The organism is Psychroflexus salarius, assembly GCF_900129035.1.
GTDB classification, from domain to species: Bacteria; Bacteroidota; Bacteroidia; order Flavobacteriales; family Flavobacteriaceae; genus Psychroflexus; species Psychroflexus salarius.
In genome coordinates, this window is record NZ_FQTW01000002.1 from 216,520 (window position 1) to 242,632 (window position 26,113).

The 26,113-nt window shown below is 33.7% G+C and carries 31 protein-coding genes; 9 read left to right on the plus strand and 22 right to left on the minus strand.

The window, feature by feature from the left end; translation table 11 throughout:
- Window positions 1-25: 25 nt before the first annotated feature.
- From porK to topA, 3 genes are all read right to left on the minus strand, one after another.
- Window positions 26-1,414, minus strand: a complete 1,389-nt coding sequence (gene porK, locus BUB82_RS04225; RefSeq protein ID WP_073192269.1) for a T9SS ring complex lipoprotein PorK/GldK — start codon at window positions 1,412-1,414, stop codon at window positions 26-28.
- A 99-nt stretch (window positions 1,415-1,513) separates the two neighbouring features.
- On the minus strand, window positions 1,514-2,683 hold the full coding sequence (locus BUB82_RS04230; RefSeq protein WP_073192271.1) for a formimidoylglutamase: 1,170 nt from the start codon (window positions 2,681-2,683) through the stop codon (window positions 1,514-1,516).
- Entirely contained in the window at window positions 2,684-5,206 is a 2,523-nt protein-coding gene (topA, locus tag BUB82_RS04235; protein ID WP_073192273.1) for a type I DNA topoisomerase, read from the minus strand. It lies immediately after the preceding gene.
- 189 nt (window positions 5,207-5,395) lie between these two features.
- Here topA and miaB point away from each other — a divergent pair, with 189 nt between their 5' ends.
- The 8 genes from miaB (at window position 5,396) to BUB82_RS04275 (ending at window position 13,393) form a co-directional block, all read left to right on the plus strand.
- On the plus strand, window positions 5,396-6,844 hold the full coding sequence (gene miaB, locus BUB82_RS04240) for a tRNA (N6-isopentenyl adenosine(37)-C2)-methylthiotransferase MiaB (RefSeq protein ID WP_073192275.1): 1,449 nt from the start codon (window positions 5,396-5,398) through the stop codon (window positions 6,842-6,844).
- Between the two features lie 9 nt (window positions 6,845-6,853).
- Window positions 6,854-8,116 (plus strand): sigma 54-interacting transcriptional regulator, encoded by a 1,263-nt coding sequence (locus BUB82_RS04245; protein WP_073192277.1) that lies wholly within the window; start codon window positions 6,854-6,856, stop codon window positions 8,114-8,116.
- Window positions 8,117-8,617, plus strand: coding sequence for an LptE family protein (locus BUB82_RS04250; RefSeq protein WP_073192279.1), 501 nt, complete (start codon window positions 8,117-8,119; stop codon window positions 8,615-8,617). It begins immediately after the preceding gene.
- Window position 8,618: 1 nt separating this feature from the next.
- Window positions 8,619-9,401, plus strand: coding sequence for a hypothetical protein (locus BUB82_RS04255; RefSeq protein ID WP_073192281.1), 783 nt, complete (start codon window positions 8,619-8,621; stop codon window positions 9,399-9,401).
- On the plus strand, window positions 9,401-9,730 hold the full coding sequence (gene secG, locus BUB82_RS04260) for a preprotein translocase subunit SecG (protein ID WP_073192282.1): 330 nt from the start codon (window positions 9,401-9,403) through the stop codon (window positions 9,728-9,730). Before BUB82_RS04255 ends, secG begins: the two co-directional genes overlap by 1 nt.
- Before the next feature lie 138 nt (window positions 9,731-9,868).
- Entirely contained in the window at window positions 9,869-10,144 is a 276-nt protein-coding gene (locus BUB82_RS04265) for a co-chaperone GroES (RefSeq protein ID WP_073192283.1), read from the plus strand.
- A gap of 26 nt (window positions 10,145-10,170) precedes the next feature.
- Window positions 10,171-11,808 carry a chaperonin GroEL gene (gene groL, locus BUB82_RS04270; protein ID WP_073192284.1) on the plus strand — a complete coding sequence of 546 codons (1,638 nt, stop codon included), beginning with the start codon at window positions 10,171-10,173 and terminating at the stop codon, window positions 11,806-11,808.
- Window positions 11,809-11,929: 121 nt separating this feature from the next.
- Entirely contained in the window at window positions 11,930-13,393 is a 1,464-nt protein-coding gene (locus BUB82_RS04275; protein ID WP_083574467.1) for a S10 family peptidase, read from the plus strand.
- A gap of 73 nt (window positions 13,394-13,466) precedes the next feature.
- Here the strand turns inward: BUB82_RS04275 and azu are convergent, their stop codons facing one another.
- From azu to eno, 3 genes are all read right to left on the minus strand, one after another.
- Window positions 13,467-13,985, minus strand: coding sequence for an azurin (azu, locus tag BUB82_RS04280; protein WP_073192285.1), 519 nt, complete (start codon window positions 13,983-13,985; stop codon window positions 13,467-13,469).
- Window positions 13,986-14,012: 27 nt separating this feature from the next.
- Window positions 14,013-15,293, minus strand: coding sequence for a citrate synthase (locus BUB82_RS04285; protein ID WP_073192286.1), 1,281 nt, complete (start codon window positions 15,291-15,293; stop codon window positions 14,013-14,015).
- A gap of 128 nt (window positions 15,294-15,421) precedes the next feature.
- Window positions 15,422-16,714, minus strand: coding sequence for a phosphopyruvate hydratase (eno, locus tag BUB82_RS04290; protein WP_073192287.1), 1,293 nt, complete (start codon window positions 16,712-16,714; stop codon window positions 15,422-15,424).
- 208 nt (window positions 16,715-16,922) lie between these two features.
- On the opposite strand from eno, the gene BUB82_RS04295 reads away from it, so the two are divergent.
- Window positions 16,923-17,465, plus strand: coding sequence for a fasciclin domain-containing protein (locus BUB82_RS04295; protein WP_073192289.1), 543 nt, complete (start codon window positions 16,923-16,925; stop codon window positions 17,463-17,465).
- Between the two features lie 55 nt (window positions 17,466-17,520).
- Here the strand turns inward: BUB82_RS04295 and carA are convergent, their stop codons facing one another.
- The 16 genes from carA to rpsN all read right to left on the minus strand — a co-directional run bounded on the left by carA (window position 17,521) and on the right by rpsN (window position 26,113).
- Window positions 17,521-18,627: a glutamine-hydrolyzing carbamoyl-phosphate synthase small subunit gene (gene carA, locus BUB82_RS04300; RefSeq protein WP_073192290.1), complete on the minus strand. Its 1,107-nt coding sequence runs from the start codon at window positions 18,625-18,627 to the stop codon at window positions 17,521-17,523.
- Window positions 18,628-18,699: 72 nt separating this feature from the next.
- The gene (gene rplQ, locus BUB82_RS04305) at window positions 18,700-19,185 is read right to left on the minus strand and encodes a 50S ribosomal protein L17 (RefSeq protein WP_073192291.1); all 486 of its coding nucleotides are present in this window, start codon (window positions 19,183-19,185) and stop codon (window positions 18,700-18,702) included.
- A 20-nt stretch (window positions 19,186-19,205) separates the two neighbouring features.
- Window positions 19,206-20,198, minus strand: a complete 993-nt coding sequence (locus BUB82_RS04310) for a DNA-directed RNA polymerase subunit alpha (RefSeq protein ID WP_073192292.1) — start codon at window positions 20,196-20,198, stop codon at window positions 19,206-19,208.
- Between the two features lie 17 nt (window positions 20,199-20,215).
- Complete coding sequence (rpsD, locus tag BUB82_RS04315) at window positions 20,216-20,821, minus strand: 30S ribosomal protein S4 (protein WP_073192293.1); 606 nt, start codon at window positions 20,819-20,821, stop codon at window positions 20,216-20,218.
- A gap of 64 nt (window positions 20,822-20,885) precedes the next feature.
- Window positions 20,886-21,269 carry a 30S ribosomal protein S11 gene (rpsK, locus tag BUB82_RS04320; RefSeq protein ID WP_073192295.1) on the minus strand — a complete coding sequence of 128 codons (384 nt, stop codon included), beginning with the start codon at window positions 21,267-21,269 and terminating at the stop codon, window positions 20,886-20,888.
- Between the two features lie 7 nt (window positions 21,270-21,276).
- Window positions 21,277-21,651, minus strand: a complete 375-nt coding sequence (gene rpsM / locus BUB82_RS04325; RefSeq protein WP_073192297.1) for a 30S ribosomal protein S13 — start codon at window positions 21,649-21,651, stop codon at window positions 21,277-21,279.
- 2 nt (window positions 21,652-21,653) lie between these two features.
- Window positions 21,654-21,770 carry a type B 50S ribosomal protein L36 gene (gene ykgO, locus BUB82_RS04330; RefSeq protein ID WP_003442659.1) on the minus strand — a complete coding sequence of 39 codons (117 nt, stop codon included), beginning with the start codon at window positions 21,768-21,770 and terminating at the stop codon, window positions 21,654-21,656.
- A 4-nt stretch (window positions 21,771-21,774) separates the two neighbouring features.
- Window positions 21,775-21,990 carry a translation initiation factor IF-1 gene (infA, locus tag BUB82_RS04335; protein WP_073192298.1) on the minus strand — a complete coding sequence of 72 codons (216 nt, stop codon included), beginning with the start codon at window positions 21,988-21,990 and terminating at the stop codon, window positions 21,775-21,777.
- A gap of 2 nt (window positions 21,991-21,992) precedes the next feature.
- Window positions 21,993-23,330, minus strand: coding sequence for a preprotein translocase subunit SecY (gene secY / locus BUB82_RS04340; RefSeq protein WP_073192301.1), 1,338 nt, complete (start codon window positions 23,328-23,330; stop codon window positions 21,993-21,995).
- A gap of 9 nt (window positions 23,331-23,339) precedes the next feature.
- Window positions 23,340-23,792, minus strand: a complete 453-nt coding sequence (gene rplO, locus BUB82_RS04345) for a 50S ribosomal protein L15 (protein ID WP_073192303.1) — start codon at window positions 23,790-23,792, stop codon at window positions 23,340-23,342.
- Between the two features lie 2 nt (window positions 23,793-23,794).
- On the minus strand, window positions 23,795-23,974 hold the full coding sequence (gene rpmD / locus BUB82_RS04350) for a 50S ribosomal protein L30 (RefSeq protein ID WP_073192305.1): 180 nt from the start codon (window positions 23,972-23,974) through the stop codon (window positions 23,795-23,797).
- A gap of 4 nt (window positions 23,975-23,978) precedes the next feature.
- A complete protein-coding gene (gene rpsE, locus BUB82_RS04355; protein ID WP_073192306.1) occupies window positions 23,979-24,503 on the minus strand; it encodes a 30S ribosomal protein S5 in 525 nt (174 codons plus the stop codon).
- A gap of 3 nt (window positions 24,504-24,506) precedes the next feature.
- Complete coding sequence (rplR, locus tag BUB82_RS04360; RefSeq protein WP_073192308.1) at window positions 24,507-24,863, minus strand: 50S ribosomal protein L18; 357 nt, start codon at window positions 24,861-24,863, stop codon at window positions 24,507-24,509.
- A 4-nt stretch (window positions 24,864-24,867) separates the two neighbouring features.
- Window positions 24,868-25,410, minus strand: coding sequence for a 50S ribosomal protein L6 (gene rplF, locus BUB82_RS04365; protein WP_073192310.1), 543 nt, complete (start codon window positions 25,408-25,410; stop codon window positions 24,868-24,870).
- Between the two features lie 16 nt (window positions 25,411-25,426).
- Window positions 25,427-25,825 (minus strand): 30S ribosomal protein S8, encoded by a 399-nt coding sequence (gene rpsH / locus BUB82_RS04370; protein WP_073192312.1) that lies wholly within the window; start codon window positions 25,823-25,825, stop codon window positions 25,427-25,429.
- Window positions 25,826-25,843: 18 nt separating this feature from the next.
- Window positions 25,844-26,113: a 30S ribosomal protein S14 gene (gene rpsN, locus BUB82_RS04375; RefSeq protein ID WP_073192314.1), complete on the minus strand. Its 270-nt coding sequence runs from the start codon at window positions 26,111-26,113 to the stop codon at window positions 25,844-25,846.

Genomic DNA, 26,113 nt, shown 5'->3' on the forward strand with positions numbered 1-26,113 from the left:
GATTGTTGATTTTTTAAAGTTGTATTTATCTTCTATTTAAGTTTAAAGAGTTGCCCAAGTAGTTTTGTACATTTCTAAAACCTATGTAACTTCTAGCTGTATCGGCATATTCGAAATCTCTAGTACTTACTTGAAGATAATAACTAACATCTTTCCAAGAACCACCTCGAATCACCTTACGCTTGTTGTTTTTATTATTAACATTAGGGCTCATACTTGACATATACTCGTATGAATTTGCATTATATGATGTATTGACCCATTCTGCAACATTACCAGACATGTTATACAATCCAAAACCATTTGGATCATATGCGTCGGCTTCTACAGTATAAAGGGCTTCGTCTGCTGCATAATCACCTCTTAATGGCTTAAAGTTTGCCAAAAAGCAAGCACGATCATCTTTAGTGTAAGGACCACCCCAAGGATAAGTCGCAGCCTCTAAACCACCACGTGCTGCATATTCCCACTCAGCTTCAGAAGGCAATCTAAATGACTGAACTCTTGAAGATTCATTTTTGCGACCTTTATTCTTTTTATAACTACTTAAATATTGTGTTCTCCAATCAGAAAACGCTTTAGCTTGATTCCAATTAACGCCAACCACTGGGTAATTACTAAAAGCAGCATGTTGAAAATAATCATTGTGCATTGGTTCATTGTACGAATAAGAAAAATCTTTTATCCAAACCGTTGTATCAGGGTAAACCTCAACAACATGCTCTTCAATAAAGTTCGTACGATCACCTTTGGCTCTTGCAGCCGCTTCAATATCCATCTCCTTGTAACTATACTTGAATTTAGTAACGTCTTTCATGCGCTCACCATTATACGACTGGTCTGAAGGCAAAAAGAACTCATCCATCACCATTACATAATCTTGGTCTGGATATTCTGAAGGTTTCCAGATTATATCAATATCCCAATTCAACTGCTTGTCAGTTGGATCATACAAAGTTGAGTATTGTTCGTACGGTGTTTGATTTTGTTGATTGTTTCCTCCAGCGTTTTGAGTTTGTGCATTTTTAAATGCAAAATCTTGAATAGAACCAGAATTTCCACCACCTTGACCGGCCTGACCTCCACCAGCTGTTGAAGCCATTTCAGCAAGACTTTGTCTTACAACAGAATCTCTAACGTAAAACACAAACTGTCTATACTCAGCATTAGTGATTTCGGTTTCATCCATATAAAAAGATGGAACAGTAACTGTTTTGGTAGGTGCGTTTTTCAGGCCTGCAATATCATAATCTGCCTTTCCCATAATAAAAGCACCACCTTCTACAAGTACCATACCGTATGGCTTTTCAGGATTCCAAGACTTACCATCAACTCCAACTAGCTGACCTTTGTCATTTTTACCACAACTTACTACAAGTAATGCAACAACAAAAATTTGGACGATTTTTTTCATTTCTTAATATTATTTCTAATAATTAGGCCGTAAACCTAAAATTTAATTTACAAAAAAACAATAATTTTCTTAATAATAGCTTAAAATAAGTAAAATTAATCAAAAATACCCTTTGAGTTTGGCATTATACCAGCGCTGAGGTATTTTACCAGCACATGCATCTTTATAATCTTGCTCGCAACATGATATAAACGTAAAATGAACGTTATTATTATGCAAAAAATTATCTGAGGCTTTAATCCACCATTTATTTGAACGCTTACTATGCAAGAACTCTAAATAATCATCATTTTTAAAATTTAAAGGCACTTTATAACTAATAATATTGCTATTTTCAATTGAAATATGTTCTGATAACTTTAAATTAAAACCTTCAATAAAATACCACAACATTTGTACTACAAGATGATTGAAAGTAGAAGTTGAAGATAGAGCATCAAGCTCTCCTAAATGAAAGCACTTTACACGATTACTCATTCCTGAATATCTAGCAATTGTACACATCTCCATACCATTAAAACCATTCGGCATGAAATGAGCCGAATCGGCCAAGGTTGACGAACTCAAGCAACTCAAATCTATTGTCACTAAATCTGAATCTCTTAAAACAGGCTCAACAATTGTAACATCTTTATTGATTTCTCCATACCTGTAAGCTTCAAAAAAAAGCTTTTCCATCAAATCAATTTCGTGTTGTGCATTATGAAATGTCAAATATCCTAAATTAGCATAATTGAATAAATTATAGGGTTCATCAACAATTATTTTACCTACAAACGAATGGTTTGAAAACTCCTCTTCTGCACTACCTAAATCAAATTTTGCATCGACATTAGTAACATTAATCATGTATTGAAAACCGTCAAAAGCTCTATAAATTGGATAAACAATATCTTGACTACCTCCAATTATTAAAGGAACTAGTTTATTTTTAAGTAATTCAGACACTACTGATTTAACCAGAAAAAAAGTATCATTAACAGTTTCTCCATATGTAATATGTCCTAAATCTATAATCTTACTACTCCAAGAACCAGGATTCAAGCTATAAAAATCATATCTTATTTGCTCATAATCTCCACTGTTGCATTTTGGCTTTAGGCTATTTCTATTTTCATCTACACTTAAAATTGCGATATCATAATCTTTTAATTCAATAGCTTCATCATGCCTATAAAATTTAACTTGATGAAACAATTGAGTTATCGCAGAAGGATTAAATTGACCTTTAAACTCTTCAGAAACAACCTGTAAGAACTCTAAATTCATTTATTTCTTTGATTTAGATTTACCTGTTCGGGCTTTAGATTTTGATTTAGCCTTTGTCTTCGCTTTTCGTTTTGGCTTTTTAGTATTTTTCTCTAAAATAGCTTTTGCTTCATCTAAAGACATCTCTTCAGCTTCAGTTGTTTTTGGTAGCTCTACTTTAGTTTTTCCTTTAGATAATTTAAATCTTCCCCAACGTGCCTTTTCAAGCTTAATCCCTTCATCTTCCCAATGATGAATTAACTTTTCACGTTCTTTTTTTAATTTATCTTCAATTAATTCTTCAATATCTTCATTAGATAAATTATCAAAATCGTATTTTTTATTGACATTGATAAACATACCATCCCATTTCAGGTAAGGCCCAAAACGTCCTACACCTTTTTGAACACCTTTATCTTTGTAGTGATAAATGGGTGCATCAGCCTTTTCTTTAGCTTTAATCAATTCAATTGCACGATCATAATCTACATCAAGCGGATCTTCACCTTTATCTAAAGAAATAAACTTTTTACCATAACGCAAATAAGGTCCGTATCTCCCTACATTAGTTTCCATTTTTTCTCCCTCATATTCCCCAATCTCTTTTGGTAATTTGAATAATTCTAAAGCTTCTTCATAAGTTATTGAACTTAAAGACTGATTAGGCTTCAGGCTAGCAAATTGTGGTTTTTCATCATCTTCTACACTACCTATTTGAACCATTGGCCCAAATTTACCTAAACGAGCACTGAGTGGTTTTCCTGTTTTAGGATCTTTACCTAGAACACGTTCGCCTACTTCACGTTCAGCATTTTTAGCAACATCCTCGACTATTGGATGAAAATTTTTGTAAAAATCGCTCATAATGGCAGTCCACCTAGCGTTTCCATCTGCAACTTCATCAAAATCCTGTTCTAACTTAGCTGTAAAATTATAATCAACAATACTGCTGAAATGATTGACTAAAAAATCATTAACGACCATACCAACGTCAGTTGGCACTAATTTACCTTTATCACTACCAACCATTTCTGAAAGCTGATGTGTTTTGAGCTCATTGTTTTTTAAAGTCAGTTGAATGTACTCACGTTCTTTTCCTTCAACTGATCCTTTTTCTATATATTTTCTATTTTGAATTGTCGAAATAGTTGGTGCATAAGTTGAAGGTCTTCCGATACCTAATTCCTCTAACTTCTTTACAAGAGAAGCCTCTGTATAACGTGCTGGCGGTCTTGTATAGCGTTCAGTTGCTTTAATGTATACATTTTCTAAGGCATCACCTTTAACCATTTTAGGTAAAAGACCTGCCTTTTCTTCGGCTTCTTCGTCGCTACCTTCTAAATAAACTTTTAAGAAGCCTTCAAAAGTGACAATTTCGCCATTAGCAGTAAAGTGTTGATCGCTTTTGTTGGAAGCAATTTTTACATTGGTTCGTTCTAGTTTTGCATCACTCATTTGTGAGGCAATACCACGCTTCCAGATTAATTCATACAAGCGTTGTTGATCTCGCTCTGCTGATATACTATGGTTCGCAAAATTGGTTGGTCTTATGGCTTCATGAGCTTCTTGAGCGCCTTTAGACTTACCTTTAAAATTTCGACTTTTATGAAACTCATTACCATAAGCTTTTTCAATTTCGGCTTGAGCTCCTTTTTTTGCGTCTTTAGACAAATTAACGCTATCTGTTCTCATATAGGTAATATGACCAGATTCGTAAAGTCTTTGCGCAATTTGCATTGTTTTACTCACTGAAAAGTATAATTTTCGAGAAGCTTCTTGTTGCAAAGTTGATGTTGTAAATGGTGGTGCTGGTGACTTTTTGGCTGGCTTTTTTGTAAGGTCGTCAACTTTAAAATTAGCTGATTTGTGTGCTTCTAAAAACGACTCAACTTCAGCTTGTTCTTTTAAGTTTTTAGGCAACTTAGCTTTAAACTTACTACCAGAATCTGTTGCAAATTCAGCATCAACACGAAATGATGCTTTTGGCGTAAAACTCAAAATTTCACGTTCACGCTCCACGATTAAACGAACAGAAACCGATTGCACTCGACCAGCAGACAAACCGCCTTTAACTTTTCGCCACAAAACCGGTGAAAGTTCATAACCTACTAAGCGGTCTAACACACGACGCGCTTGTTGCGCATCAACCAAATTATAATCTATTTCACGCGGATTTTCTATCGCACGTTGAATAGCTGATTTGGTAATTTCAGAAAAAACAATACGTTTTGTTTTTGATTTATCAAGATTTAACTCTTCGGCAAGATGCCAAGCTATCGCTTCTCCTTCACGGTCTTCATCACTAGCTAACCAAACCATTTCAGAAGAATTAGCAAGTTTGGCTAGCTTTTTAACCACATCTTTTTTGTCGCTATTAACAACATATTTTGGCTTAAAATCGCCATCAACATCAACACCTAACTCTTTTGAAGGCAAGTCTGCAATATGACCAAAACTAGATTCTACTTTATAATTTTTTCCTAAAAATTTTTCGATTGTTTTTGCCTTTGCTGGAGACTCAACTATTACAAGATTTTTTGCCATGAATTTGAAAATTTCTGTTACAAAAGTATGCGATTTTTTTGATTTCAATTAAAAATAAACGCTAAACTGAATTTAAGCAATCTTAAAACGAGCCATGACAACATGATTACAAATTAACTAAAATTAGGAAAAATGACACTTTGTCAGTTGTTTTATTACGTGTATCTTTGCGCAAAATTGAATGCGGTTATGGAGAAAGTCATAGACGAAGCAAAACAGGGCACAAGCTTAGTTAATACTCAAAATAGTAAGAACACGAAAAAACTATATATAGAAAGCTACGGTTGCCAGATGAATTTTAGCGACAGCGAAATTGTAGCTTCTATCTTACATAATAATGGTTACAACACAACCAATCAACTTGCCGAAGCTGATTTAGTTTTGGTAAACACATGTTCTATTCGTGACAAAGCAGAACAAACGGTAAGAAAGCGCCTTGAAAAATTTAACGCTGTAAAACGTGACCAACCCAACATGAAAGTTGGCGTTTTAGGTTGCATGGCAGAACGCCTTAAAAGTAAATTTTTAGAAGAAGAAAAAATCGTAGATCTTGTTGTGGGCCCAGATGCTTATAAAGATATACCAAATTTACTTCAAGAAGTTGAAGATGGTAAAAATGCAATGAATGTTATTTTATCTAAAGAAGAAACTTATGGTGATATTTCACCTGTAAGACTTCAAAGCAATGGTGTTTCTGCATTTGTTTCAATTACAAGAGGCTGTGATAATATGTGTACCTTTTGTGTTGTTCCATTCACACGAGGAAGAGAACGAAGCCGTGACCCAAAAAGTATTTTAGATGAAGTTAACGACTTATGGAATAAAGGCTTTAAAGAAATTACACTACTCGGCCAAAATGTAGATAGTTATTTATGGTATGGCGGCGGACTTAAAAAAGATTTTGAAAATGCTTCTGAAATTCAAAAGGCAACGGCTGTAAAATTTTCTGGTCTATTAGAATTAGTAGCCAAAGCACAACCTAAGATGCGAATCCGGTTTTCTACTTCAAACCCTCAAGATATGACACTTGATGTTATTGAAGTCATGAGTAAATACCGTAATATTTGTAATTATATTCATTTGCCTGTCCAAAGTGGAAGCGACCGAATTCTTAAAGCCATGAATCGCCTTCACACCAGAGAAGAATATTTTAACCTCATTGATAATATTAGAAAAATAATTCCTGATTGTGGCATCTCACAAGATATGATTGCTGGGTTCCCAACCGAAACTGAAGATGACCATAAAGATACTTTATCTTTAATGAAATACGTGAAATATGATTTCGGCTTTATGTTTGCCTATTCTGAAAGACCAGGAACTTTAGCGGGACGTAAAATGGAAGACGACGTACCTGCAGATGTTAAAAAAAGACGGCTTCAAGAAATTATAGCTTTACAACAAGAACATTCGCTTTATCGCACAAAACAACATTTAGGTAAAGTTGAAGAAGTGCTTATTGAAAAAGAATCTAAAAAATCTGATGCGCATTGGAGCGGCAGAAACTCACAAAATACAACCGTAGTTTTTCCAAAAGAAGATTATAAAATTGGTGATTATGTTAATGTAAAAATAATTGACTGTACGAGTGCCACCTTAATTGGCGAAGCAGTTGGTTATGGTGAATTACAATCTTAATTAGTAAAAATGGAATCTACCCAAGCAATTAAGCAACGTTTTGAAATTATAGGAAACGACCCTGGTTTAAATCGAGCAATTGAAAAATCTATTCGAGTTGCACCAACCGATATTTCTGTTTTAGTAACTGGAGAATCTGGTGTTGGTAAGGAAAGTTTACCTAAAATAATCCATGCCTTGTCACATCGTAAACATGCTAAATATATTGCTGTTAACTGTGGTGCAATTCCTGAAGGCACAATAGATAGCGAATTATTTGGTCATGAAAAGGGCGCATTTACAGGCGCAACTCAGTCTCGTGATGGCTACTTTCAAGAAGCTGATGGCGGCACCATTTTTCTAGATGAGGTTGGCGAGCTACCTTTAACAACACAAGTTAGGCTTTTAAGAGTCTTAGAAAATGGCGAATATATTAAAGTGGGATCATCGCAAGTTCAAAAAACCAATGTAAGAATTGTAGCCGCTACAAATGTTAATATGTTCGATGCTATTAAAAAAGATAAATTTCGGGAAGATCTTTATTATCGCTTATCTACCATCGAGATTAACTTACCTCCATTACGCGATCGCGAAGGCGATATACATTTATTGTTTAGAAAATTTGCCTCAGATTTTGCACTCAAATATAAAATGCCAACAGTTAGACTTGATAACGAAGCCGTAAAACAACTTAATAATTGCCGTTGGCCAGGAAATATTAGACAGCTTAAAAATGTTGCTGAACAAATTTCAGTATTAGAAACTAAACGAGAAATTTCAGCACAAACGCTATTGAATTATCTCCCAAAACAATCTTCTAACTTACCTTCAGTTATCAATGAAAAATCATCAAATAATAAGGGTGATTTCAGTAATGAAAGAGAAATTTTATACAAAGTGCTCTTCGACATGAAAAATGATTTAAATGATTTAAAAGAACTTACCTTAGAGTTGATGAACAAAGGTAATCTAGAACATGTTAAAGAAGAAAACGAAGGTTTAATCAACAAAATATATGGTGATGATGACGGTGAATTTTCAAAAACTTCCGCTCAAGACAAACTAGAAATTCTTCAAATTCCTGAAAAAAGCAAAGTCGAAAAACCAAAAAATGACCCTTACGATTTTGCTGAAGAAGTTGAAGAAGAAGAAACGCTATCTCTACACGAAAAAGAGGTCGAACTCATTAAAAAATCACTAGAACGTAATCAAGGTAAACGAAAACCTGCAGCAGATGAGTTAGGCATTAGCGAGCGAACACTTTACCGAAAAATCAAACAATACAACTTATAGATGAAACTAAAATACATCATTTTCGGACTTTTAAGCATGCTTTTAGTAAGCTGTGGAATTTACTCCTTCACAGGAGCTGACACAGGTAATGCAGAAACATTTCAAGTTAATTATTTCCAAAACAATGCTCGATTAATAGAACCTGGCGTTGATCGTGATTTCACACTAGCTCTACAAGAATTAGTTCAAAACCAAACGAGTTTAAGCCTGGTTAATCAAAATGGTGATTTAATCTATGAAGGTGAAATTACACGTTACGATGTATCGCCGATGACAGCAACTTCAAATGACAGAGCAGCTCAAAACCGTTTAACTATCGGTGTAAATGTGAGGTACTTTAATACGCTAGAACCCGAAAAGGATTTTGAAAAAAGTTTTTCATTTTATTTCGATTTTGACGCTAACCAACAATTAGTTGGTGCCGTAAGAGATGAAGCACATGAAGAAATTTTCACCCGTATTTGCCAAGACATTTTCAACGAATCATTAACCAATTGGTAAAATGAATTTAAGTAGGCTTCAACATATACTCAGATTCCCGAATGAAATTAATTCAACTGATGAAGACATCTTAAATGAAGCCATTGAACTTTACCCTTATTTTCAAGCCCTATATGCGTTAAAATTGAAATATCTCGCCAACACTAATAGTTTCAGGTTCAATCAATTTCTAAGAAAAACAGCCACTAGAACAACCAACAGAAAAGTTTTATTTGATTTTATAACGTCAACTGAATTTAAACAACTAAAAACGGTAAACCTCATTAATCAAAATCAACAAAAACTTGAAGAATTAAGCGAGCTAGAAAAAACTTTAGGCTTATCAAAACAAGAAGCCGAAACCATTGAAAATCCCGATTTATTTGAAAAAAAGAATCACTTAGAATTTGAAAAACAAGACAAGCATTCATTTAATGAATGGTTAAGCTATCTAAAAGTTGAGCCTGTCAATACTGAAAATAAAAAAGACAAGTCAAAAGATCTTGAAATTAAATTTGAAGATAATGAAGTGGCAAAACAACAAGAAATCATTAACAACTTCATTAAAGAAAATCCAAAAATTAAACCTGAAAAATCTAACCGAAGTCTTGAAAGAAAAATCGAGTTGAAATCAAATCCTTCGGAAATGATGACCGAAACATTAGCTAATGTATACTTAGAACAAAAGCGATATGACAAAGCAATTCAAGCATTTAATATATTAATTTTGAAAAATCCCGAAAAAAGTAGTTTATTTGCAAATCGAATTAATGAAATAAAGCAACTTAAAGAAAATAACATATAATGAGTACATTTTCAATATTTTTAATTTTAATCGTCATCGTAGCTTTTTTATTAATTGTTGTTGTGATGGTGCAAAACCCAAAAGGTGGTGGTTTATCTTCGTCTTTTGGAGGTGGTGGTTCACAGCAAGTAGGTGGCGTTAAACAGACATCAGATTTTTTAGACAAAAGTACTTGGGCATTAGCAACGCTACTATTAGTTTTAATTTTATTAGCTAACTCAAGTATTCTAAGTAACAAATCGGTTGGAGACTCAAAACTCCTTGATGAAAATTCAACTACTCAACCTGTAGAAAATACAAACGATTTAGATTTACCAGAAGCAGAATAATTTTTTAAAATAAAAAACAATAAATAATGCCAGCTTATGACAAGCTGGCATTTTTGTTTATTAAATGTCAGCAATTTTAAATTGGCATAATTTTCGTTTAGAAGTTTTCATAATTATTAAACTAAAAAAAATTAAATAATGGCAGTAAACATTAAACCCTTAGCAGATCGAGTGCTTGTTGAGCCTCAAGCAGCTGAAACCAAAACAGCTTCAGGAATTATTATTCCAGAAACCGCTAAAGAGAAACCACAACGCGGTAAAGTAGTAGCCGTTGGCAAAGGTAAAAAAGACCACGAAATGACGGTTAAAGAAGGTGATATTGTTCTCTATGGTAAGTATGCCGGAACAGAATTAAAGCACGATGGTGAAGATTACCTAATCATGCGCGAAGACGATATTTTAGCAATTGTATAATTATATAACACTAAAAACAAAATAAAATGGCAAAAGATATAATTTTTGATATTGAAGCAAGAAATGGCGTAAAAAGAGGTGTTGATGCACTTGCAAACGCTGTTAAAGTAACATTAGGCCCAAAAGGCAGAAATGTAATTATTGGTAAATCATTCGGTGCACCTTCAGTTACAAAAGATGGTGTGAGTGTTGCTAAAGAAATTGAGTTAGAAGATGCTCTAGAGAATATGGGAGCTCAAATGGTTAAAGAAGTCGCTTCTAAAACCAATGATCTTGCTGGTGACGGTACAACAACCGCAACTGTATTAGCTCAAGCGATTGTAAAAGAAGGTTTAAAAAACGTTGCCTCAGGCGCAAATCCTTTAGACTTAAAAAGAGGAATTGATAAAGCTGTAGAGGCAGTTGTTGCAGAATTAACTAAACAGGCCAAATCTGTTGGTGATACTTCAGAAGAAATTAAGCAGGTAGCATCAATTTCAGCTAATAATGATGACAAGATAGGCGAATTAATCGCTGAAGCTTTCGGAAAAGTAGGTAAGGAAGGCGTAATTACAGTTGAAGAAGCTAAAGGAACTGAAACTTATGTTGATGTTGTAGAAGGTATGCAATTCGACAGAGGTTACTTGTCACCTTACTTCGTGACAGATAGCGAAAAAATGACGACAGATCTAGAAAGTCCACATATTTTAATTGTAGACAAGAAGATTAATGCAATGAAAGAGCTGCTTCCTGTACTAGAGCCAGCGGCTCAAAGTGGAAAGCCTTTATTAATTATTGCAGAAGACATTGAAGGCGAAGCACTTGCCACATTAGTCGTAAATAAATTAAGAGGATCGCTAAAAATCGCTGCTGTAAAAGCGCCAGGTTTCGGTGACCGAAGAAAAGCAATGTTAGAAGATATTGCAATACTTACAGGTGGAACAGTAATATCTGAAGAACGCGGATTTACTTTAGAGAATGCTACTTTAGATATGTTGGGTACTGCAGAAAATGTTACAATAGATAAAGATAACACAACTATTGTTAATGGTGCCGGAGATAAAGACAACATTGTTAATCGTGTAAACCAGATTAAAGCCCAAGTAGAATCTACGACAAGTGACTACGACAAAGAAAAACTACAAGAACGTTTAGCAAAACTTTCAGGCGGTGTTGGTGTACTTTATGTCGGAGCAGCATCAGAAGTAGAAATGAAAGAGAAAAAAGACAGAGTCGATGATGCATTACACGCAACGCGTGCTGCTGTAGAAGAAGGCATTGTTTCTGGTGGTGGTGTAGCACTAATCAGAACTTTAAAAGCTTTAGAAGGTCTTAAAGTTGAAAATGCAGACGAGCAAACAGGTATCAACATTATCGCAAAAGCAATTGAAGCACCAATGAGAACAATTGTAGAAAATGCTGGTGGTGAAGGCTCTGTTGTCATCAACAAAGTTCTAGAAGGAACTAAAGGCTATGATGCAAAAACCAGCACATATGTCGACATGCTTAAAGCAGGTATTATAGACCCTAAGAAAGTTACACGTGTAGCTTTAGAGAATGCAGCTTCGGTATCAGGAATGATTCTGACAACTGAATGTGCACTTGTTGACATAAAAGAAGATGATAACAATGCTGGCGGTGGTGGAATGCCTCCAATGGGTGGCGGCATGCCAGGTATGATGTAATTCTAAATATCATATTAATCTTTATAAGCCGTTTCAATTTTTGGAACGGCTTTTTTTATTTTTTAAACTTAATCGACAAGAGATAGTCTCAAATGTGTATTTTTAATCTAAAAAAGTGTTTATGAAACAATTAGCCTACATTACGTTTTTAATTAGCTTAGTCAACTTCAGCTGGGCTCAAGAAAAATCTATTACTCAACATAGTGTAGATATTAATGGAGAGTCTATTGATTACACTGCAGAAGTAGCCACACTTCCGCTTTTGAATAATCAAAGAGAAGCAATTGCTCACATTCAATACACCTATTACACTAGAAACAGTAAAACTTACAAAACAAGACCACTAGTTATTTCTTTCAATGGCGGGCCAGGTTCGGGTTCTGTTTGGATGCACTTAGCTTATACAGGACCGCGTGTTCTTAAGATTTCAGACGAAGGATTCCCTGTTCAGCCTTATGGACATAAACAAAATCCGTTTAGTATTCTTGATGTTGCTGATATCGTTTATATTAATCCTGTAAATACTGGTTATTCAAGACCTGTCCTAAATGAAGAGGGAAAATTTGATAAATCTAAATTTTTTGGAGTCAATGCAGATATTAATTATCTATCTGAATGGATCAATACATTTGTTACCAAGAAAGATAAGTGGCTAGCACCAAAATTTTTAATCGGCGAAAGTTATGGGACAACTCGTGTTTCTGGCTTAGCTAATGCACTTCAAAACCAGCATTGGATGTATATTAATGGCGTTATATTAGTTTCACCAACCGAATTAGGACTTGATTTATCTGGACCTGTTGAAATCGCTAATCGCTTACCTTACTTTGCCGCTGCTGCTTGGTATCACAATAAATTAGCCCCTAACTTACAAAACAAACCTATTTTAGAAATGCTAAAAGAGGTGGAAGATTACACGATTAACACTTTAACGCCAGCACTTATAAAAGGTGGCTTTATAAAAGACTCTAGAAAACAACAAGTGGCTAACCAAATGGCTAAATATTCAGGTATAAAATCTGAAATCTTCTTAGAAAACAATTTAGATGTTAGCTACAATCTATTTTGGAAATCACTTAAGAAAAATGATGGCTTTACTATTGGAAGGTTAGATTCAAGATATTTAGGATTAGATGAAAAAACGGCTGGAACAAGGCCTGACTACAATGCTGAATTAACCTCATGGCTTCAGTCTTTTACGCCTGCAATAAACAACTACTATCGAAATGAGTTAAATTATAAAACAGATCTTAAATATAACATGTTTGGTAATGTTTATCCTTGGGATAGAACACAAAATAATAATACTGGTAAACAGCTTCGACAAGCCATGGCTCAAAATCCTAGTTTAAATGTTATGATTCAGTCAGGATTATTTGATGGTGCAACGACTTATTTTAATGCAAAATATACCATGTGGCATATAGACGACAGTGGAAAATTAAAAAATCGATTTACATTTAAAACCTATGAAAGTGGCCATATGATGTATTTAAGGAGAGATGATTTACAAACAGCTAATAATGATTTAAGAGATTTTATTTTAAAAAGTATTCCTAAAGAAAACAAGCCTATTAAATATTGATTTTAAAACTTTTCAAAACTAAAAAAAGCGAGGTGAAATTAAGCCTCGCTTTTTTTTTAATTTATATAAAAAATTACTCTACTATAAATTTACCTTTCATCAAAGCTAAGTGACCTGGAAAGCTACATATAAAATCGTATTCACCTTTCTCAGGAGCATCAAAAGTAATAGTTGTCTTTTCACCGCCACCAAGCATTTTTGTGTGAACAATTATATTGTCAGTGCTTTCTGGGATGTAGTTATTATCCTTAAATTCAACTGCTTTAGCACCAAACTCTTGCATGTTAGTTCCTTGAGCCAAAAGAACAAAATTGTGTCCCATAGTTTCAACACTCATCTTACCTACATGCTCTAAAGTTAATTCAACTTTATCGCCAGCGTTAACACGTATTTCAGACAGGTTATACTTCATTTGGTCATTACCTGTTAATCTTACTTTTGTAACACCTTCTTCTTTAGCTGATTTGGTTTCTTCAACTTTAGGCGTTGAATTTAATTTGATTTCTTTTTCTTCTTTCTTTTCTGTGTTTGACCCACAAGCTGCAAAAAGAATAGCAAAGCTTAAAGTTGAAATTTTTTTAAACATTTTCATAAATTAATTTAATTAAATTTTAATTGCTTATCTATTATCTAACTCTTTAAAACTTCTGTGGTTTTCACCAACATAAACCTGTCTTGGTCTACCAATAGGCTCTTTTTTTAATCTCATTTCTCTCCATTGAGCGATCCAACCTGGTAATCGGCCTAAAGCAAACATTACGGTAAACATATCTGTTGGTATACCTAGGGCTCTATAAATAATTCCTGAATAGAAATCAACATTAGGATACAGTTTACGCTTTACGAAATAATCATCTTCTAATGCTTCTTTTTCAAGACCTTTAGCAATATCAAGTATAGGATCTTCTACACCTAAATTACCTAACACTTCATCAGCAGATTTTTTAATGATTTTAGCACGTGGATCGAAGTTTTTGTAAACACGGTGACCAAAGCCCATTAGCCTAAATGGATCTTCTTTATCTTTGGCTTTAGCCATATATTTTTTAGTGTCACCACCATCTTCTTTAATTCCTTCTAGCATCTCAATAACGGCTTGGTTAGCTCCACCATGGAGTGGTCCCCAAAGTGCAGATATTCCAGCTGAAATTGAAGCAAATAAACCAGCATGTGAAGAACCAACTATTCTAACCGTTGAAGTTGAACAGTTTTGCTCATGATCTGCATGAAGAATTAATAGTTTATTTAGTGCTGATGCAATGACAGGATCAACATCATAATCCTGATTAGGCTTTTTGAACATCATTTTTAAGACATTTTCTACGTAACCAAGATTATTATCACCATAATCTAATGGCTGACCTGTACGCTTTCTTAGAGCCCAAGCACATATAACTGGAAATTTAGCAAGCAATTTAATAATTGCATTGTACATTTCTTCTTTAGAGTCTACATTTACTGAAGATGGATTAAATGCAATTAATGCACTAGTTAGTGATGAAACAACACCCATTGGATGAGCTGATTTAGGAAAACCATCTAAAATTTTCTTCATCTCTTCATCTACATTAGATTCCGATTTGATATCTGCATAGAATTTATCTAATTCAGATTTTGTAGGTAATTCACCAAAAATTAAAAGATAAGCAACCTCTAAAAAGCTAGCTTTATCGGCAAGCTCTTCTATAGAGTAACCTCTATATCTAAGAATTCCTTCTTCACCATTAAGAAAGGTAATTCCACTTTCGCAAGAGCCTGTATTTTTAAATCCTCTATCTAAGGTAATTAATCCCTTTGTAGAAGCCCTCAATGTAGAAATATCTATGGCATGTTCATTTTCGGTTCCCTTTACTACTGGCAACTCATAAGAATTGCCGTCAAAATCTATTTTGGCTTTCATATATTTAATTTTAATTTCAATGTTTACAAATTTAATGATTTACATGTTAATTAGGAGTTAATAAGCCTTAATAAAAAAGGATTTATTAAGGCTTATCGTTAAACTTATCAAAAAATAAAATTGAAATTTTACATCTGTATTTTAAATGCTGAACGTTGAGGGTAAATAGCGGTATCCCCTAATTCTTCTTCAATTCTAAGAAGTTGATTATATTTAGCCATTCGGTCGCTTCGTGAAGCGGAACCTGTTTTAATTTGGCCAGTGCTTAATGCAACTGCGAGGTCAGCAATCGTATTGTCTTCAGTTTCACCTGAGCGGTGTGACATAACAGCTGTATACCCAGCATTTTGCGCCATTTGAACTGCGCTAATTGTTTCTGTAAGTGTACCAATTTGATTAACTTTAATCAAAATAGAATTAGCTATATTTTCGGTTATACCTCTTGAAAGACGTTCTACATTAGTTACAAACAAGTCATCACCAACAAGTTGAACGTTTTTTCCTATCTTATCAGTTAAAACTTTCCATCCTTCCCAGTCATTTTCATCCATACCATCTTCAATTGATATGATTGGGTAATTATCGGCTAATTCTGCAAGATATTCGGCTTGCTCTTCAGAAGTTCTAACTTTACCTGTACTTCCTTCAAATTTTGTATAATCATAAGTTCCATCAACGTAAAATTCTGCTGCAGCACAATCGAGAGCTATCATAATTTCCTCACCAAATTTATAACCGGCATTTTCAACAGCTTTTTTAATAGAATCTAAAGCGTCTTCAGTTCCTTTTAATTTTGGCGCAAAACCTCCTTCATCACCAACAGCAGTGCTTAAACCTCTTTCTTTTAAAACCTTTTTTAAATGATGAAAAATTTCTGTTCCCATCTGCAATGCTTCAGAAAAATCTTTTGCTAGCACAGGCATCACCATAAATTCCTGAAAAGCAATAGGAGCATCACTATGAGAGCCACCGTTAATAATATTCATCATAGGCACTGGAAGTGTTTTAGTTTGAACACCACCAATATATCTATATAATGATAAACCAAGTTCGTTCGCAGCCGCTTTTGCACAAGCTAAAGAAACACCCAAAATAGCGTTAGCACCAAGTTTAGATTTATTAGGAGTTCCATCTAAGTCAATCATAATTTGATCTATTAAACCTTGATCAAAGACAGATATTCCTAGTAATTTATCAGCTATTAGTGTATTGACATTATTAACAGCTTTTAAAACACCTTTACCCATAAAATCCTTTCCACCATCTCTTAGTTCAACAGCTTCGTGCTCACCAGTAGAAGCGCCAGATGGAACAGCAAACCTTCCTAATGTTTCTGTTTCAGTAATTACATCTACTTCAATGGCTGGATTACCTCTTGAATCAAAGATTTGTCTAGCGTGGATATCTAAAATTACACTCATTATATATTGTTTTATTTGTTGCAATTTACGAAAACCTCTAAAAACAAAATTAAATTAAGTTGAAGGAAATTGAATTATTTCAACTTAATCGTTATAGTGTTGAGAAATAAATAATAAAACAACTCATATTTTATTCTTAATTCAGTTAAAATGAAGTTAATCGGCAATTCATTAGTTTACAATAACTAATATTTACAAAAAAAAAGCTATGAAAAAGATTAAATTATTTATGCTAATTGCATTATTGAACCTAAGTGCATTGACTATTGCACAAAACAAAATGGTTGGTGGAGCTGAAATGTATCCAACAAAAAACATTGTTGAAAACGCTGTAAATTCTGAAGTACACACAACTTTAGTTACTGCTGTAAAAGCAGCTGATTTAGTTTCAACTTTACAAAGTGATGGCCCTTTTACAGTTTTTGCACCAACAAATGCTGCTTTTGAAAAAGTACCTGCTGAAGCTTTAGAAAATTTACTGAAGCCAGAAAACAAAAAGCAACTACAAACAGTTTTAACCTACCACGTAATAGCTGGTAACTATATGGCTAAAGATGTTGTTGGTTTAATTAAAAAAAATAACGGTAAAGCGAAAGTTAAAACGGTTAGTGGAAATTATTTAACATTAATGTTAGATGGAAAATCTGTTATTATCCAAGATAATAATGGAAACAAGTCTAAGGTTACTATCGCAGACGTTAAACAATCTAATGGGGTTATTCATGTTGTAGATACTGTTTTATTGCCTTAAATTAGAATTGGTTTTATTTTTTGAAAGCCGTCTTATTGTTGTAAGACGGCTTTTATTATTTAATCATTTGTAGAAAATCATCAAATAAATAAGTTGCATCATTAGGACCTGGTCCAGCTTCTGGGTGGTATTGAACAGAAAAAGCCTTTTTATTTTTTAATTTTATACCTGCAATAGTTTGATCATTCAAATGAATATGGGTCACTTCAACATTTGGATTTTTTTGGGTTTGCTGTTTATCTATTGCAAATCCATGATTTTGGGAAGTAATTTCACTTTTACCAGTCTGTAAATTTTTGACAGGATGATTAATTCCTCTATGACCATTATGCATTTTATAAGTGGAAATACCAATTGCCTGAGCGAGTATTTGGTGACCCAAGCATATTCCAAAAAGAGGAATCTTTTTATCTAATACGGACCTAACAAGTTGAGTAACTTCAGTTAGTGGTTCAGGGTCACCTGGCCCATTTGACACAAATATGGCATCAGGCTGAAGTTTTAAAATGTCATCTAAAGAAACATTGTAAGGAAACACGGTTAACTGAGCATCCCTTTTAACTAGATGCTTCAATATATTAGTTTTACAACCTAGATCTAAAACGGCAATTTTGGGACCTGAATTAGATTCACCTAAATTATAAGTTTTTGAAGTTGAAACCTTTGATGCGAGCTCAAGACCCTTCATGTTTGGGTGATTAGCTAGTTTTTCCTTTAGCACATCTATACCTAAATCGAGATTACCTATAATAGCATTCATTGCGCCATGTTTTCTGATGTGACGTACTAAAGCACGAGTGTCTACATCTGAAATACCTTGGAGTCTGAATTGCTCTAAAAAAGATTTCAAACTATCATCTGAATTGACGCGCGATGGATTTAAAGAGAAATTTTTACAGACAAGACCTGAAATTTGTACCGTTTCAGATTCACTTTCGTCTGAATTAACACCATAATTGCCAATATGCGCATTGGTAGTAACCATAATTTGTCCAAAATATGATGGATCAGTAAAAATTTCTTGATAACCTGTCATTCCAGTATTAAAACAGATTTCTCCAAGAGTATAATTTAGCTTACCGATTGATTTACCATAAAAAGCTGTACCATCTTCTAGTATAACTACAGCTTTAGCTTTTTCATTAAAAGTTCTTGTGCTCATTAAATTAGATTAAAAAAAAAGGGATAAATGCGACATTTATCCCTTTTAGATTATAAATATTTTTGAGAGAAACTATTCATTCTCATTTTTAACATTATCACCTGAAGTTGCTTCTGGTGAAGCGTTCTCAGACTTAGTTTTTTTACCAGCTCTACGCGTTGATTTTTGTTTTGATTTATTGTTATCTAAGCTATAGACATCATTAAAATCTACAAGCTCAATCATAGCCATTTCAGCTGCATCGCCTAAACGATTACCAAGCTTAATAATTCTTGTATAACCGCCAGGTCTGTCACCTACTTTTGGTGCTACCTCTCTAAATAATTCAACAACAGCTTCTTTTTCTTTTAAAGAAGAAAACACTAATCGACGATTATGTGTAGTATCAAGTTTAGATTTAGTAATAATTGGTTCAACAAATTTTCTTAAGGCTTTAGCTTTTGCTAAAGTTGTGTTGATTCTTTTATGTTCAATAAGTGAACAAGCCATATTAGAAAGCATCGCTTTTCTATGTGACGAAGTTCTGCTTAAGTGATTAAATTTCTTTCCGTGTCTCATCGTTACAATTTTTAGACGTCTTAGTCTTTATCTAGTTTATATTTAGAAAGATCCATACCGAAATCAAGACCTTTATTTTCAACTAACTCTTCTAATTCAGTTAGAGATTTCTTACCAAAGTTTCTGAACTTCATCAAATCGCTTTTATTATAAGAAACTAGGTCTCCAAGCGTTTCAACTTCAGCAGCTTTTAAGCAATTTAAAGCTCTTACAGATAAATCTAAATCTACAAGTTTAGTTTTAAGCAACTGTCTCATGTGAAGTGATTCTTCATCATAAGTTTCGGCTTGTGCTAATTCATCAGTTTCAAGTGTTATCCTTTCATCAGAAAATAACATGAAATGATGAATCAAAGTTTTAGCAGCCTCAGTCAATGCATCCTTTGGGTGTATTGAACCATCACTAATGATTTCAAAAACCAATTTTTCATAATCAGTCTTCTGCTCAACTCTATAGTTTTCAATGCTATATTTAACATTTTTAATTGGAGTAAATATAGAATCTGTAAATATAGTCCCTATTGGTGATTTAGAATTTTTATTTTCTTCGGCAGTGACATATCCACGTCCCTTTTCAATAGATAATTCTAAATTAACTGAAACCGATGACTCTAAATTACATATAACTAAGTCAGGATTTAGGATATCAAAACCGGAAACAAATTTTTGAAAGTCACCTGCGGTAATTTGGTCTTTACCTGTAAGAGAAATAGAGACGGTTTCATTATCAACATCATCAAGACGTTTCTTAAAACGAACTTGTTTAAGGTTAAGAATAATTTCGGTAACGTCTTCAACTACACCTTTAATGGTAGAAAACTCATGCTCTACACCTTCAATCCTTACAGATGTAATCGCAAAGCCCTCTAATGAAGAGAGTAAGACTCTACGCAGTGCATTACCAACAGTTAAACCATAACCTGGCTCAAGTGGTCTGAATTCAAATTTGCCCTCAAATTCAGTTGAATCAATCATGATTACTTTATCGGGCTTTTGGAAATTAAATAATGCCATAGTTTTACTGTAAGTGATTATTTAGAATATAATTCGACGATGTATTGCTCGTTGATATTTTCTGGAATTTGTAGTCTTTCAGGAATATTAACATAAGTTCCTTCAAGTTTTTCGCTATTCCAAGTGATCCATTCGTAAGTAGCACTATTATTCGATAATGAATTCTGAATGGCTAATAGAGATTTAGATTTTTCTCTTACACCAACAACATCGTTAGCTCTGAGTTGATAAGAAGGAATATTTACGATTTCACCATTAACAACGATATGTTTGTGTGAAACTAATTGTCTTGCTGCACGTCTTGATGGTGCAATCCCCATTCTGAAAACTACATTATCAAGTCTTGATTCACAAAGTTGGAGTAATTTTTCACCTGTAATGCCTTGTGACTTACTAGCCTTTTCAAAAAGGTTTCTGAATTGTCTTTCAAGGATACCATAGGTATATTTTGCTTTTTGTTTCTCCATCAATTGGACGGCATATTCAGATTTTTTACCTCTTCTACGATTATTGCCATGTTGTCCTGGAGGATAATTTCTTTTTTCAAAAGATTTATCATCTCCGAAAATTGGTTCCCCAAATTTTCTTGCTATTTTGGTTTTAGGACCTCTATATCTTGCCATTATATATTAATTTAGTTTTATCATGGATTAAGGTCTCACTTCCTCCGATGATATTAATAATTTATTAAACTCTTCTTCTTTTAGGTGGTCGACATCCATTATGAGGAATTGGCGTAACGTCAATTATTTCAGTTACTTCAATACCAGAGTTATGGATTGATCTAATTGCTGATTCTCTGCCATTACCAGGACCTTTAACGTAAACTTTGACTTTACGTAATCCTAACTCATAAGCTACTTTTGAAGCATCTTCAGCAGATAATTGAGCTGCATAAGGTGTATTTTTTTTACTGCCTCTAAAACCCATTTTACCAGCTGATGACCAAGAAATCACATCGCCTTTTTTGTTAGCTAAAGATACTATTACATTGTTAAATGAGGCGAAAACGTGTGCTTCACCTATAGCATCTACAACTACCTTACGTTTTTTAGTTGATGATTTTGCCATAATAATTTTATTTAGTTACTTTTTTCTTATTAGCAACTGTTTTTCTTCTACCTTTTCTTGTACGAGAGTTATTTTTTGTTCTCTGACCTCTAAGAGGTAAACCAACTCTGTGTCTAATGCCTCGGTTACAACCTATGTCCATCAATCTCTTGATATTCATTTGAACCTCTGATCTTAACTCACCTTCAATAGTATAGTTAGCAATAGCTTCACGAATTTTAGAAATTTGTTCGTCAGACCAATCTGATACTTTAATGTTTTCGTCAACATTAGCAGTTTCTAAAATTTCTTTAGCTCTACTTTGGCCTATTCCGAAAATATAGGTTAACGAAATTACACCACGTTTTTGTTTTGGGATATCAACACCTGCGATTCTAGCCATAACTACCCTTGTCTTTGTTTAAATTTAGGATTCTTTTTGTTAATTACATAAAGTCTGCCCTTTCTGCGGACAATTTTGCAATCAGAACTTCTCTTTTTAATTGATGCTCTAACTTTCATAATCTTAATATCTATAAGTTATTCGAGCCTTAGTTAAATCGTAAGGACTCATTTCTAGTTTTACTTTATCTCCTGGCAAAAGCTTGATGTAATGCATTCTCATTTTACCAGAAATATGAGCTGTAACAACGTGTTCGTTTTCTAGCTCCACTCTAAACATTGCATTTGACAATGCTTCTATTATAGTTCCGTCTTGTTCTATTGAAGGTTGTTTAGCCATAATTATGCGACTGATTTTCTATTTTTACCACTTTTCATTAATCCATCGTAATGTCTGTTCAACAAATAAGAATTGACTTGCTCTATAGTATCAATAGCAACACCAACCATAATTAATAAAGATGTTCCTCCAAAAAATAGAGCCCATCCCTGCTGAACTCCTAATAAGGAAATAACTGCTGGAAAAACAGCTATTATTGCAAGAAATACTGAACCTGGAAGAGTGATTTGAGACATTATTCTATCTAAATACTCACCTGTTTCAGAACCAGGTCTTATGCCAGGTATAAAGCCGCCACTACGCTTAAGGTCATCTGCCATTTTATTGGTAGGGACTGTAATAGCAGTATAAAAGAAAGTGAAAACAATTATCAATAGACCAAATACTAAGTTATACCAAAGACCAAAAATATCTTGGAAAGCTGCAGTGACACCTTGAGCAGTTTCACTATCTGATAAGCCAGCAACAGCTGCTGGAATAAACATAATAGCTTGAGCGAAAATAATAGGCATAACTCCAGAAGCATTTAGTTTTAAAGGTATAAATTGTCTAGCACCACCAACAGCTTGTTTTTCAAATTTACCAGAGGCTGATTTCCTTGCATATTGAACAGGAATTTGTCTTACAGCCCTAACCAACATAATTGAAGCATAAATGATCACAAACCAGATTACTAATTCTATAAGTATCATGATCAAACCTCCATTACCTTCACTAGTTCTAGAACTTATTTCCTGAACAAAAGAAAGCGGTAATGTAGCAATAATACCAACCATAATTAATAATGAAATTCCATTACCAATACCTTTATCGGTTATACGCTCACCTAACCACATTGCAAAAATACAGCCTGTTGTAAGAATAATAACAGATGAAGCAACAAATGTAAATGAACTATCTAGCAAAAATGCATTTGCTGGTAATGTACTGTATAAGTTGTAAATATAGCCAGGACCTTGAACTAGCGTAATAGCTATAGTTAACCATCTAGTAATTTGTGTGATTTTTTTACGACCACTGTCACCTTCCTTTTGAAGTTTTTGAAGATATGGAATAGCTATTGTCATTAACTGAACAACAATTGAAGCAGATATATAAGGCATAATACCAAGTGCAAAAACAGAAGCATTAGAAAAAGCTCCTCCAGTAAATGCATTTAGCAAACCTAGTAAACCACCATCAGTTTGTCTAGATAAGTTATCGAGTGCGGAAGCATCAACACCAGGTAAAACAACTTGAGCTCCAAATCTATATACTAAAAGTAAACCGAGAGTTAAGAGAATTCTATTTCTTAACTCTTCGATTTTCCATATGTTTTTAATAGTGTCAAAAAACTTCATTGTAAATACTTAAATTATTTCTATTTTTCCTCCAGCGGCTAAAATAGCTTTTTCAGCTGATTTAGAAAACTTATTGGCTTTAACTTCTAGTTTAGCTTTTAACTCACCGTCAGCTAAGATTTTAACAGGATTATTTTTATTAACTACACCTAAGGCAATTAGTTCTTCAACAGTGATAGTTTTATCAATCTTATTATTATCAACTAATTCTTGTAGCTTGCTAATGTTTACTGTTTGATACTCAACACGATTGGGATTTGTAAAACCAAATTTCGGCAAACGTCTTTGAAGTGGCATTTGACCACCTTCAAAACCAATTTTTCGAGAATAACCAGATCTAGATTTAGCACCTTTATGACCTCTTCCTGCTGTCCCTCCATTTCCAGAAGCTTCACCTCTACCTTTTCTAGTAGAATTTGACTTTACTGAACCTTTTGCGGGTTTTAGATTATGTAATTCCATAATTATATTTCTTCTACAGTAACTAAATGATTTACTTTATCGATCATACCTTGAACAGATTTAGAAGATTCTAAAATGTTAGACTGACCAATCTTTCTAAGACCTAAAGCTTCTAAAGTAAGCTTTTGGTTCTTTGGACGCTTAATAGCGCTCTTTACTTTGGTAACTTTTAATTTTGCCATTTGACTATCCGTTAAAAAGTTTTTCAAGAGTAATACCTCTTTGCTTCGCGACTACCTCAGGACTTCTTAGTCTTAAAAGCGCGTCAAAAGAAGCTTTTACCATATTGTGTGGGTTAGTAGATCCTTGATTTTTTGATAATACATTGTGTACACCAACAGATTCAAGAACAATTCTTGTAGGACCGCCAGCTATAACACCTGTACCTTCAGATGCAGGCATAAGCAAAACTTTAGCACCACCGAATTTACCGGTAATTTCATGTGGTATAGTCCCTTTGTAAAGAGGAATTCTAACAAGATTTTTCTTGGCATCTTCAACTGCTTTAGAAATAGCTTCTGCTACTTCTTTAGATTTACCAAGACCTTGACCAACTACACCGTTTTCATCACCGACAACTACAATTGCTGTAAAACCAAAAGCTCTACCACCTTTCGTTACTTTAGTTACACGTTGTACTCCTACAAGCCTATCTTTTAAATCTAGACCGCCTGGTTTAACGGTTTCAACATTTTTATATTTATGAAACATATTTTAAAATTTTAATCCACCCGAACGGGCGCCTTCAGCTAGTGATTTAACTCTTCCGTGATATAGATATCCACCTCTGTCAAATGAAACTGAATTAATTCCAGCGTTTAATGCTTTCTTAGCAACAGTTTCACCAACAACCTTAGCGGCTTCAGACTTATTAAGTCCATCAACGTTTACATCTTTATCTCTAGACGAAGCTGATAATAAAGTAACACCATTGACATCATCAATCAGTTGTGCATAAATGCACTTATTACTTCTATAAACAGAAAGTCTAGGTTTAGAAGCTGTACCAGTAATAGTCTTACGAATACGCTTTCTAATTTTTAATCTTCGAACTTCTTTTGAGAATGCCATAATATTATGCTGATTTACCTGCTTTACGTCTAATATATTCACCTACATACTTAATCCCTTTTCCTTTATAAGGCTCAGGCTTTCTAAACGATCTGATTTTAGCAGCAACTTGAGACACAAGTTGTTTGTCAAATGATGTTAATTTAATGATTGGATTTTTACCTTTTTCAGATATAGTTTCAACTTTTACTTCAGGAGCAAGATTTAAAACAATGTTATGTGAAAACCCTACGGCAATATCAAGCTTCTGTCCTTGATTTGACGCTCTATAACCTACACCTACTAATTCAAGTTCTTTAGTAAATCCTTCAGAAACACCTAAAACCATATTATTGATCAGGGCGCGATATAAACCATGCTTAGATTTAATATCTTTTTTTTCTGAAGGTCTTTCAAGTAAAACTTGATTGTCTTCAATTTTTACATTGATATCGCTAACTTTTTGTGTTAGCTCGCCTAACTTACCTTTAACGGTGATAATGTTGTCATTAAGTTTAACTTCAACATTATCTGGTATGTTAATTGGACTATTTCCTATTCTTGACATTATATTAAATTTAATATTAATAAACGTAACAAAGAACCTCACCACCAACGTGTTCACGTTGTGCTTGTTTTCCTGTCATAATTCCTTTAGAGGTAGACATTATTGCTATTCCTAGTCCATTTAAGACTCTTGGAATATCTTCTGAACTACTATACTTTCTTAAACCAGGCTTACTAGCTCTTTGAATTTTTTTAATGACAGGATCATTTGTGTGTTTATCGTACTTTAACGCTATTTTGATGATTCCTTGTTTATCGTCATCGATAAATTTATAACTTAAAATATATCCTTGATCGAATAGTATTTTTGTTATTTCTCTTTTAAGATTAGAAGCTGGTATTTCAACAACTCTGTGAGAAGCTGATACTGCATTTCTAATTCTTGTCAAATAATCTGCAACTGGATCTATATTCATCTTTGATTATTTATTTAATTACCAACTTGCTTTTTTAACTCCAGGAATTAAACCCTTATTAGCCATTTCTCTAAACATAACTCGAGAAATACCAAATTGTCTAATATAACCTTTTGGTCTACCTGTAAGTTTACATCTATTATGAAGTCTTACAGGAGAAGAGTTTTTTGGTAATTTTTGTAAAGCTTCAAAATCACCGGCTTCTTTAAGTGCGGCTCTTTTCTCAGCATATTTATCTACCATTTTTTGTCGCTTAACTTCGCGAGCTTTCATTGATTCTTTAGCCAT

Coding starts and splice junctions, on each gene's coding strand:
- porK (WP_073192269.1), bottom strand. CDS start 1,414: ATGAAAAAAATCGTCCAAATTTTTGTTGTTGCATTACTTGTAGTAAGT.
- BUB82_RS04230 (WP_073192271.1), bottom strand. CDS start 2,683: ATGAATTTAGAGTTCTTACAGGTTGTTTCTGAAGAGTTTAAAGGTCAA.
- topA (WP_073192273.1), bottom strand. CDS start 5,206: ATGGCAAAAAATCTTGTAATAGTTGAGTCTCCAGCAAAGGCAAAAACA.
- miaB (WP_073192275.1), top strand. CDS start 5,396: ATGGAGAAAGTCATAGACGAAGCAAAACAGGGCACAAGCTTAGTTAAT.
- BUB82_RS04245 (WP_073192277.1), top strand. CDS start 6,854: ATGGAATCTACCCAAGCAATTAAGCAACGTTTTGAAATTATAGGAAAC.
- BUB82_RS04250 (WP_073192279.1), top strand. CDS start 8,117: ATGAAACTAAAATACATCATTTTCGGACTTTTAAGCATGCTTTTAGTA.
- BUB82_RS04255 (WP_073192281.1), top strand. CDS start 8,619: ATGAATTTAAGTAGGCTTCAACATATACTCAGATTCCCGAATGAAATT.
- secG (WP_073192282.1), top strand. CDS start 9,401: ATGAGTACATTTTCAATATTTTTAATTTTAATCGTCATCGTAGCTTTT.
- BUB82_RS04265 (WP_073192283.1), top strand. CDS start 9,869: ATGGCAGTAAACATTAAACCCTTAGCAGATCGAGTGCTTGTTGAGCCT.
- groL (WP_073192284.1), top strand. CDS start 10,171: ATGGCAAAAGATATAATTTTTGATATTGAAGCAAGAAATGGCGTAAAA.
- BUB82_RS04275 (WP_083574467.1), top strand. CDS start 11,930: ATGAAACAATTAGCCTACATTACGTTTTTAATTAGCTTAGTCAACTTC.
- azu (WP_073192285.1), bottom strand. CDS start 13,985: ATGAAAATGTTTAAAAAAATTTCAACTTTAAGCTTTGCTATTCTTTTT.
- BUB82_RS04285 (WP_073192286.1), bottom strand. CDS start 15,293: ATGAAAGCCAAAATAGATTTTGACGGCAATTCTTATGAGTTGCCAGTA.
- eno (WP_073192287.1), bottom strand. CDS start 16,714: ATGAGTGTAATTTTAGATATCCACGCTAGACAAATCTTTGATTCAAGA.
- BUB82_RS04295 (WP_073192289.1), top strand. CDS start 16,923: ATGAAAAAGATTAAATTATTTATGCTAATTGCATTATTGAACCTAAGT.
- carA (WP_073192290.1), bottom strand. CDS start 18,627: ATGAGCACAAGAACTTTTAATGAAAAAGCTAAAGCTGTAGTTATACTA.
- rplQ (WP_073192291.1), bottom strand. CDS start 19,185: ATGAGACACGGAAAGAAATTTAATCACTTAAGCAGAACTTCGTCACAT.
- BUB82_RS04310 (WP_073192292.1), bottom strand. CDS start 20,198: ATGGCATTATTTAATTTCCAAAAGCCCGATAAAGTAATCATGATTGAT.
- rpsD (WP_073192293.1), bottom strand. CDS start 20,821: ATGGCAAGATATAGAGGTCCTAAAACCAAAATAGCAAGAAAATTTGGG.
- rpsK (WP_073192295.1), bottom strand. CDS start 21,269: ATGGCAAAATCATCAACTAAAAAACGTAAGGTAGTTGTAGATGCTATA.
- rpsM (WP_073192297.1), bottom strand. CDS start 21,651: ATGGCTAGAATCGCAGGTGTTGATATCCCAAAACAAAAACGTGGTGTA.
- ykgO (WP_003442659.1), bottom strand. CDS start 21,770: ATGAAAGTTAGAGCATCAATTAAAAAGAGAAGTTCTGATTGCAAAATT.
- infA (WP_073192298.1), bottom strand. CDS start 21,990: ATGGCTAAACAACCTTCAATAGAACAAGACGGAACTATAATAGAAGCA.
- secY (WP_073192301.1), bottom strand. CDS start 23,330: ATGAAGTTTTTTGACACTATTAAAAACATATGGAAAATCGAAGAGTTA.
- rplO (WP_073192303.1), bottom strand. CDS start 23,792: ATGGAATTACATAATCTAAAACCCGCAAAAGGTTCAGTAAAGTCAAAT.
- rpmD (WP_073192305.1), bottom strand. CDS start 23,974: ATGGCAAAATTAAAAGTTACCAAAGTAAAGAGCGCTATTAAGCGTCCA.
- rpsE (WP_073192306.1), bottom strand. CDS start 24,503: ATGTTTCATAAATATAAAAATGTTGAAACCGTTAAACCAGGCGGTCTA.
- rplR (WP_073192308.1), bottom strand. CDS start 24,863: ATGGCATTCTCAAAAGAAGTTCGAAGATTAAAAATTAGAAAGCGTATT.
- rplF (WP_073192310.1), bottom strand. CDS start 25,410: ATGTCAAGAATAGGAAATAGTCCAATTAACATACCAGATAATGTTGAA.
- rpsH (WP_073192312.1), bottom strand. CDS start 25,825: ATGAATATAGATCCAGTTGCAGATTATTTGACAAGAATTAGAAATGCA.
- rpsN (WP_073192314.1), bottom strand. CDS start 26,113: ATGGCTAAAGAATCAATGAAAGCTCGCGAAGTTAAGCGACAAAAAATG.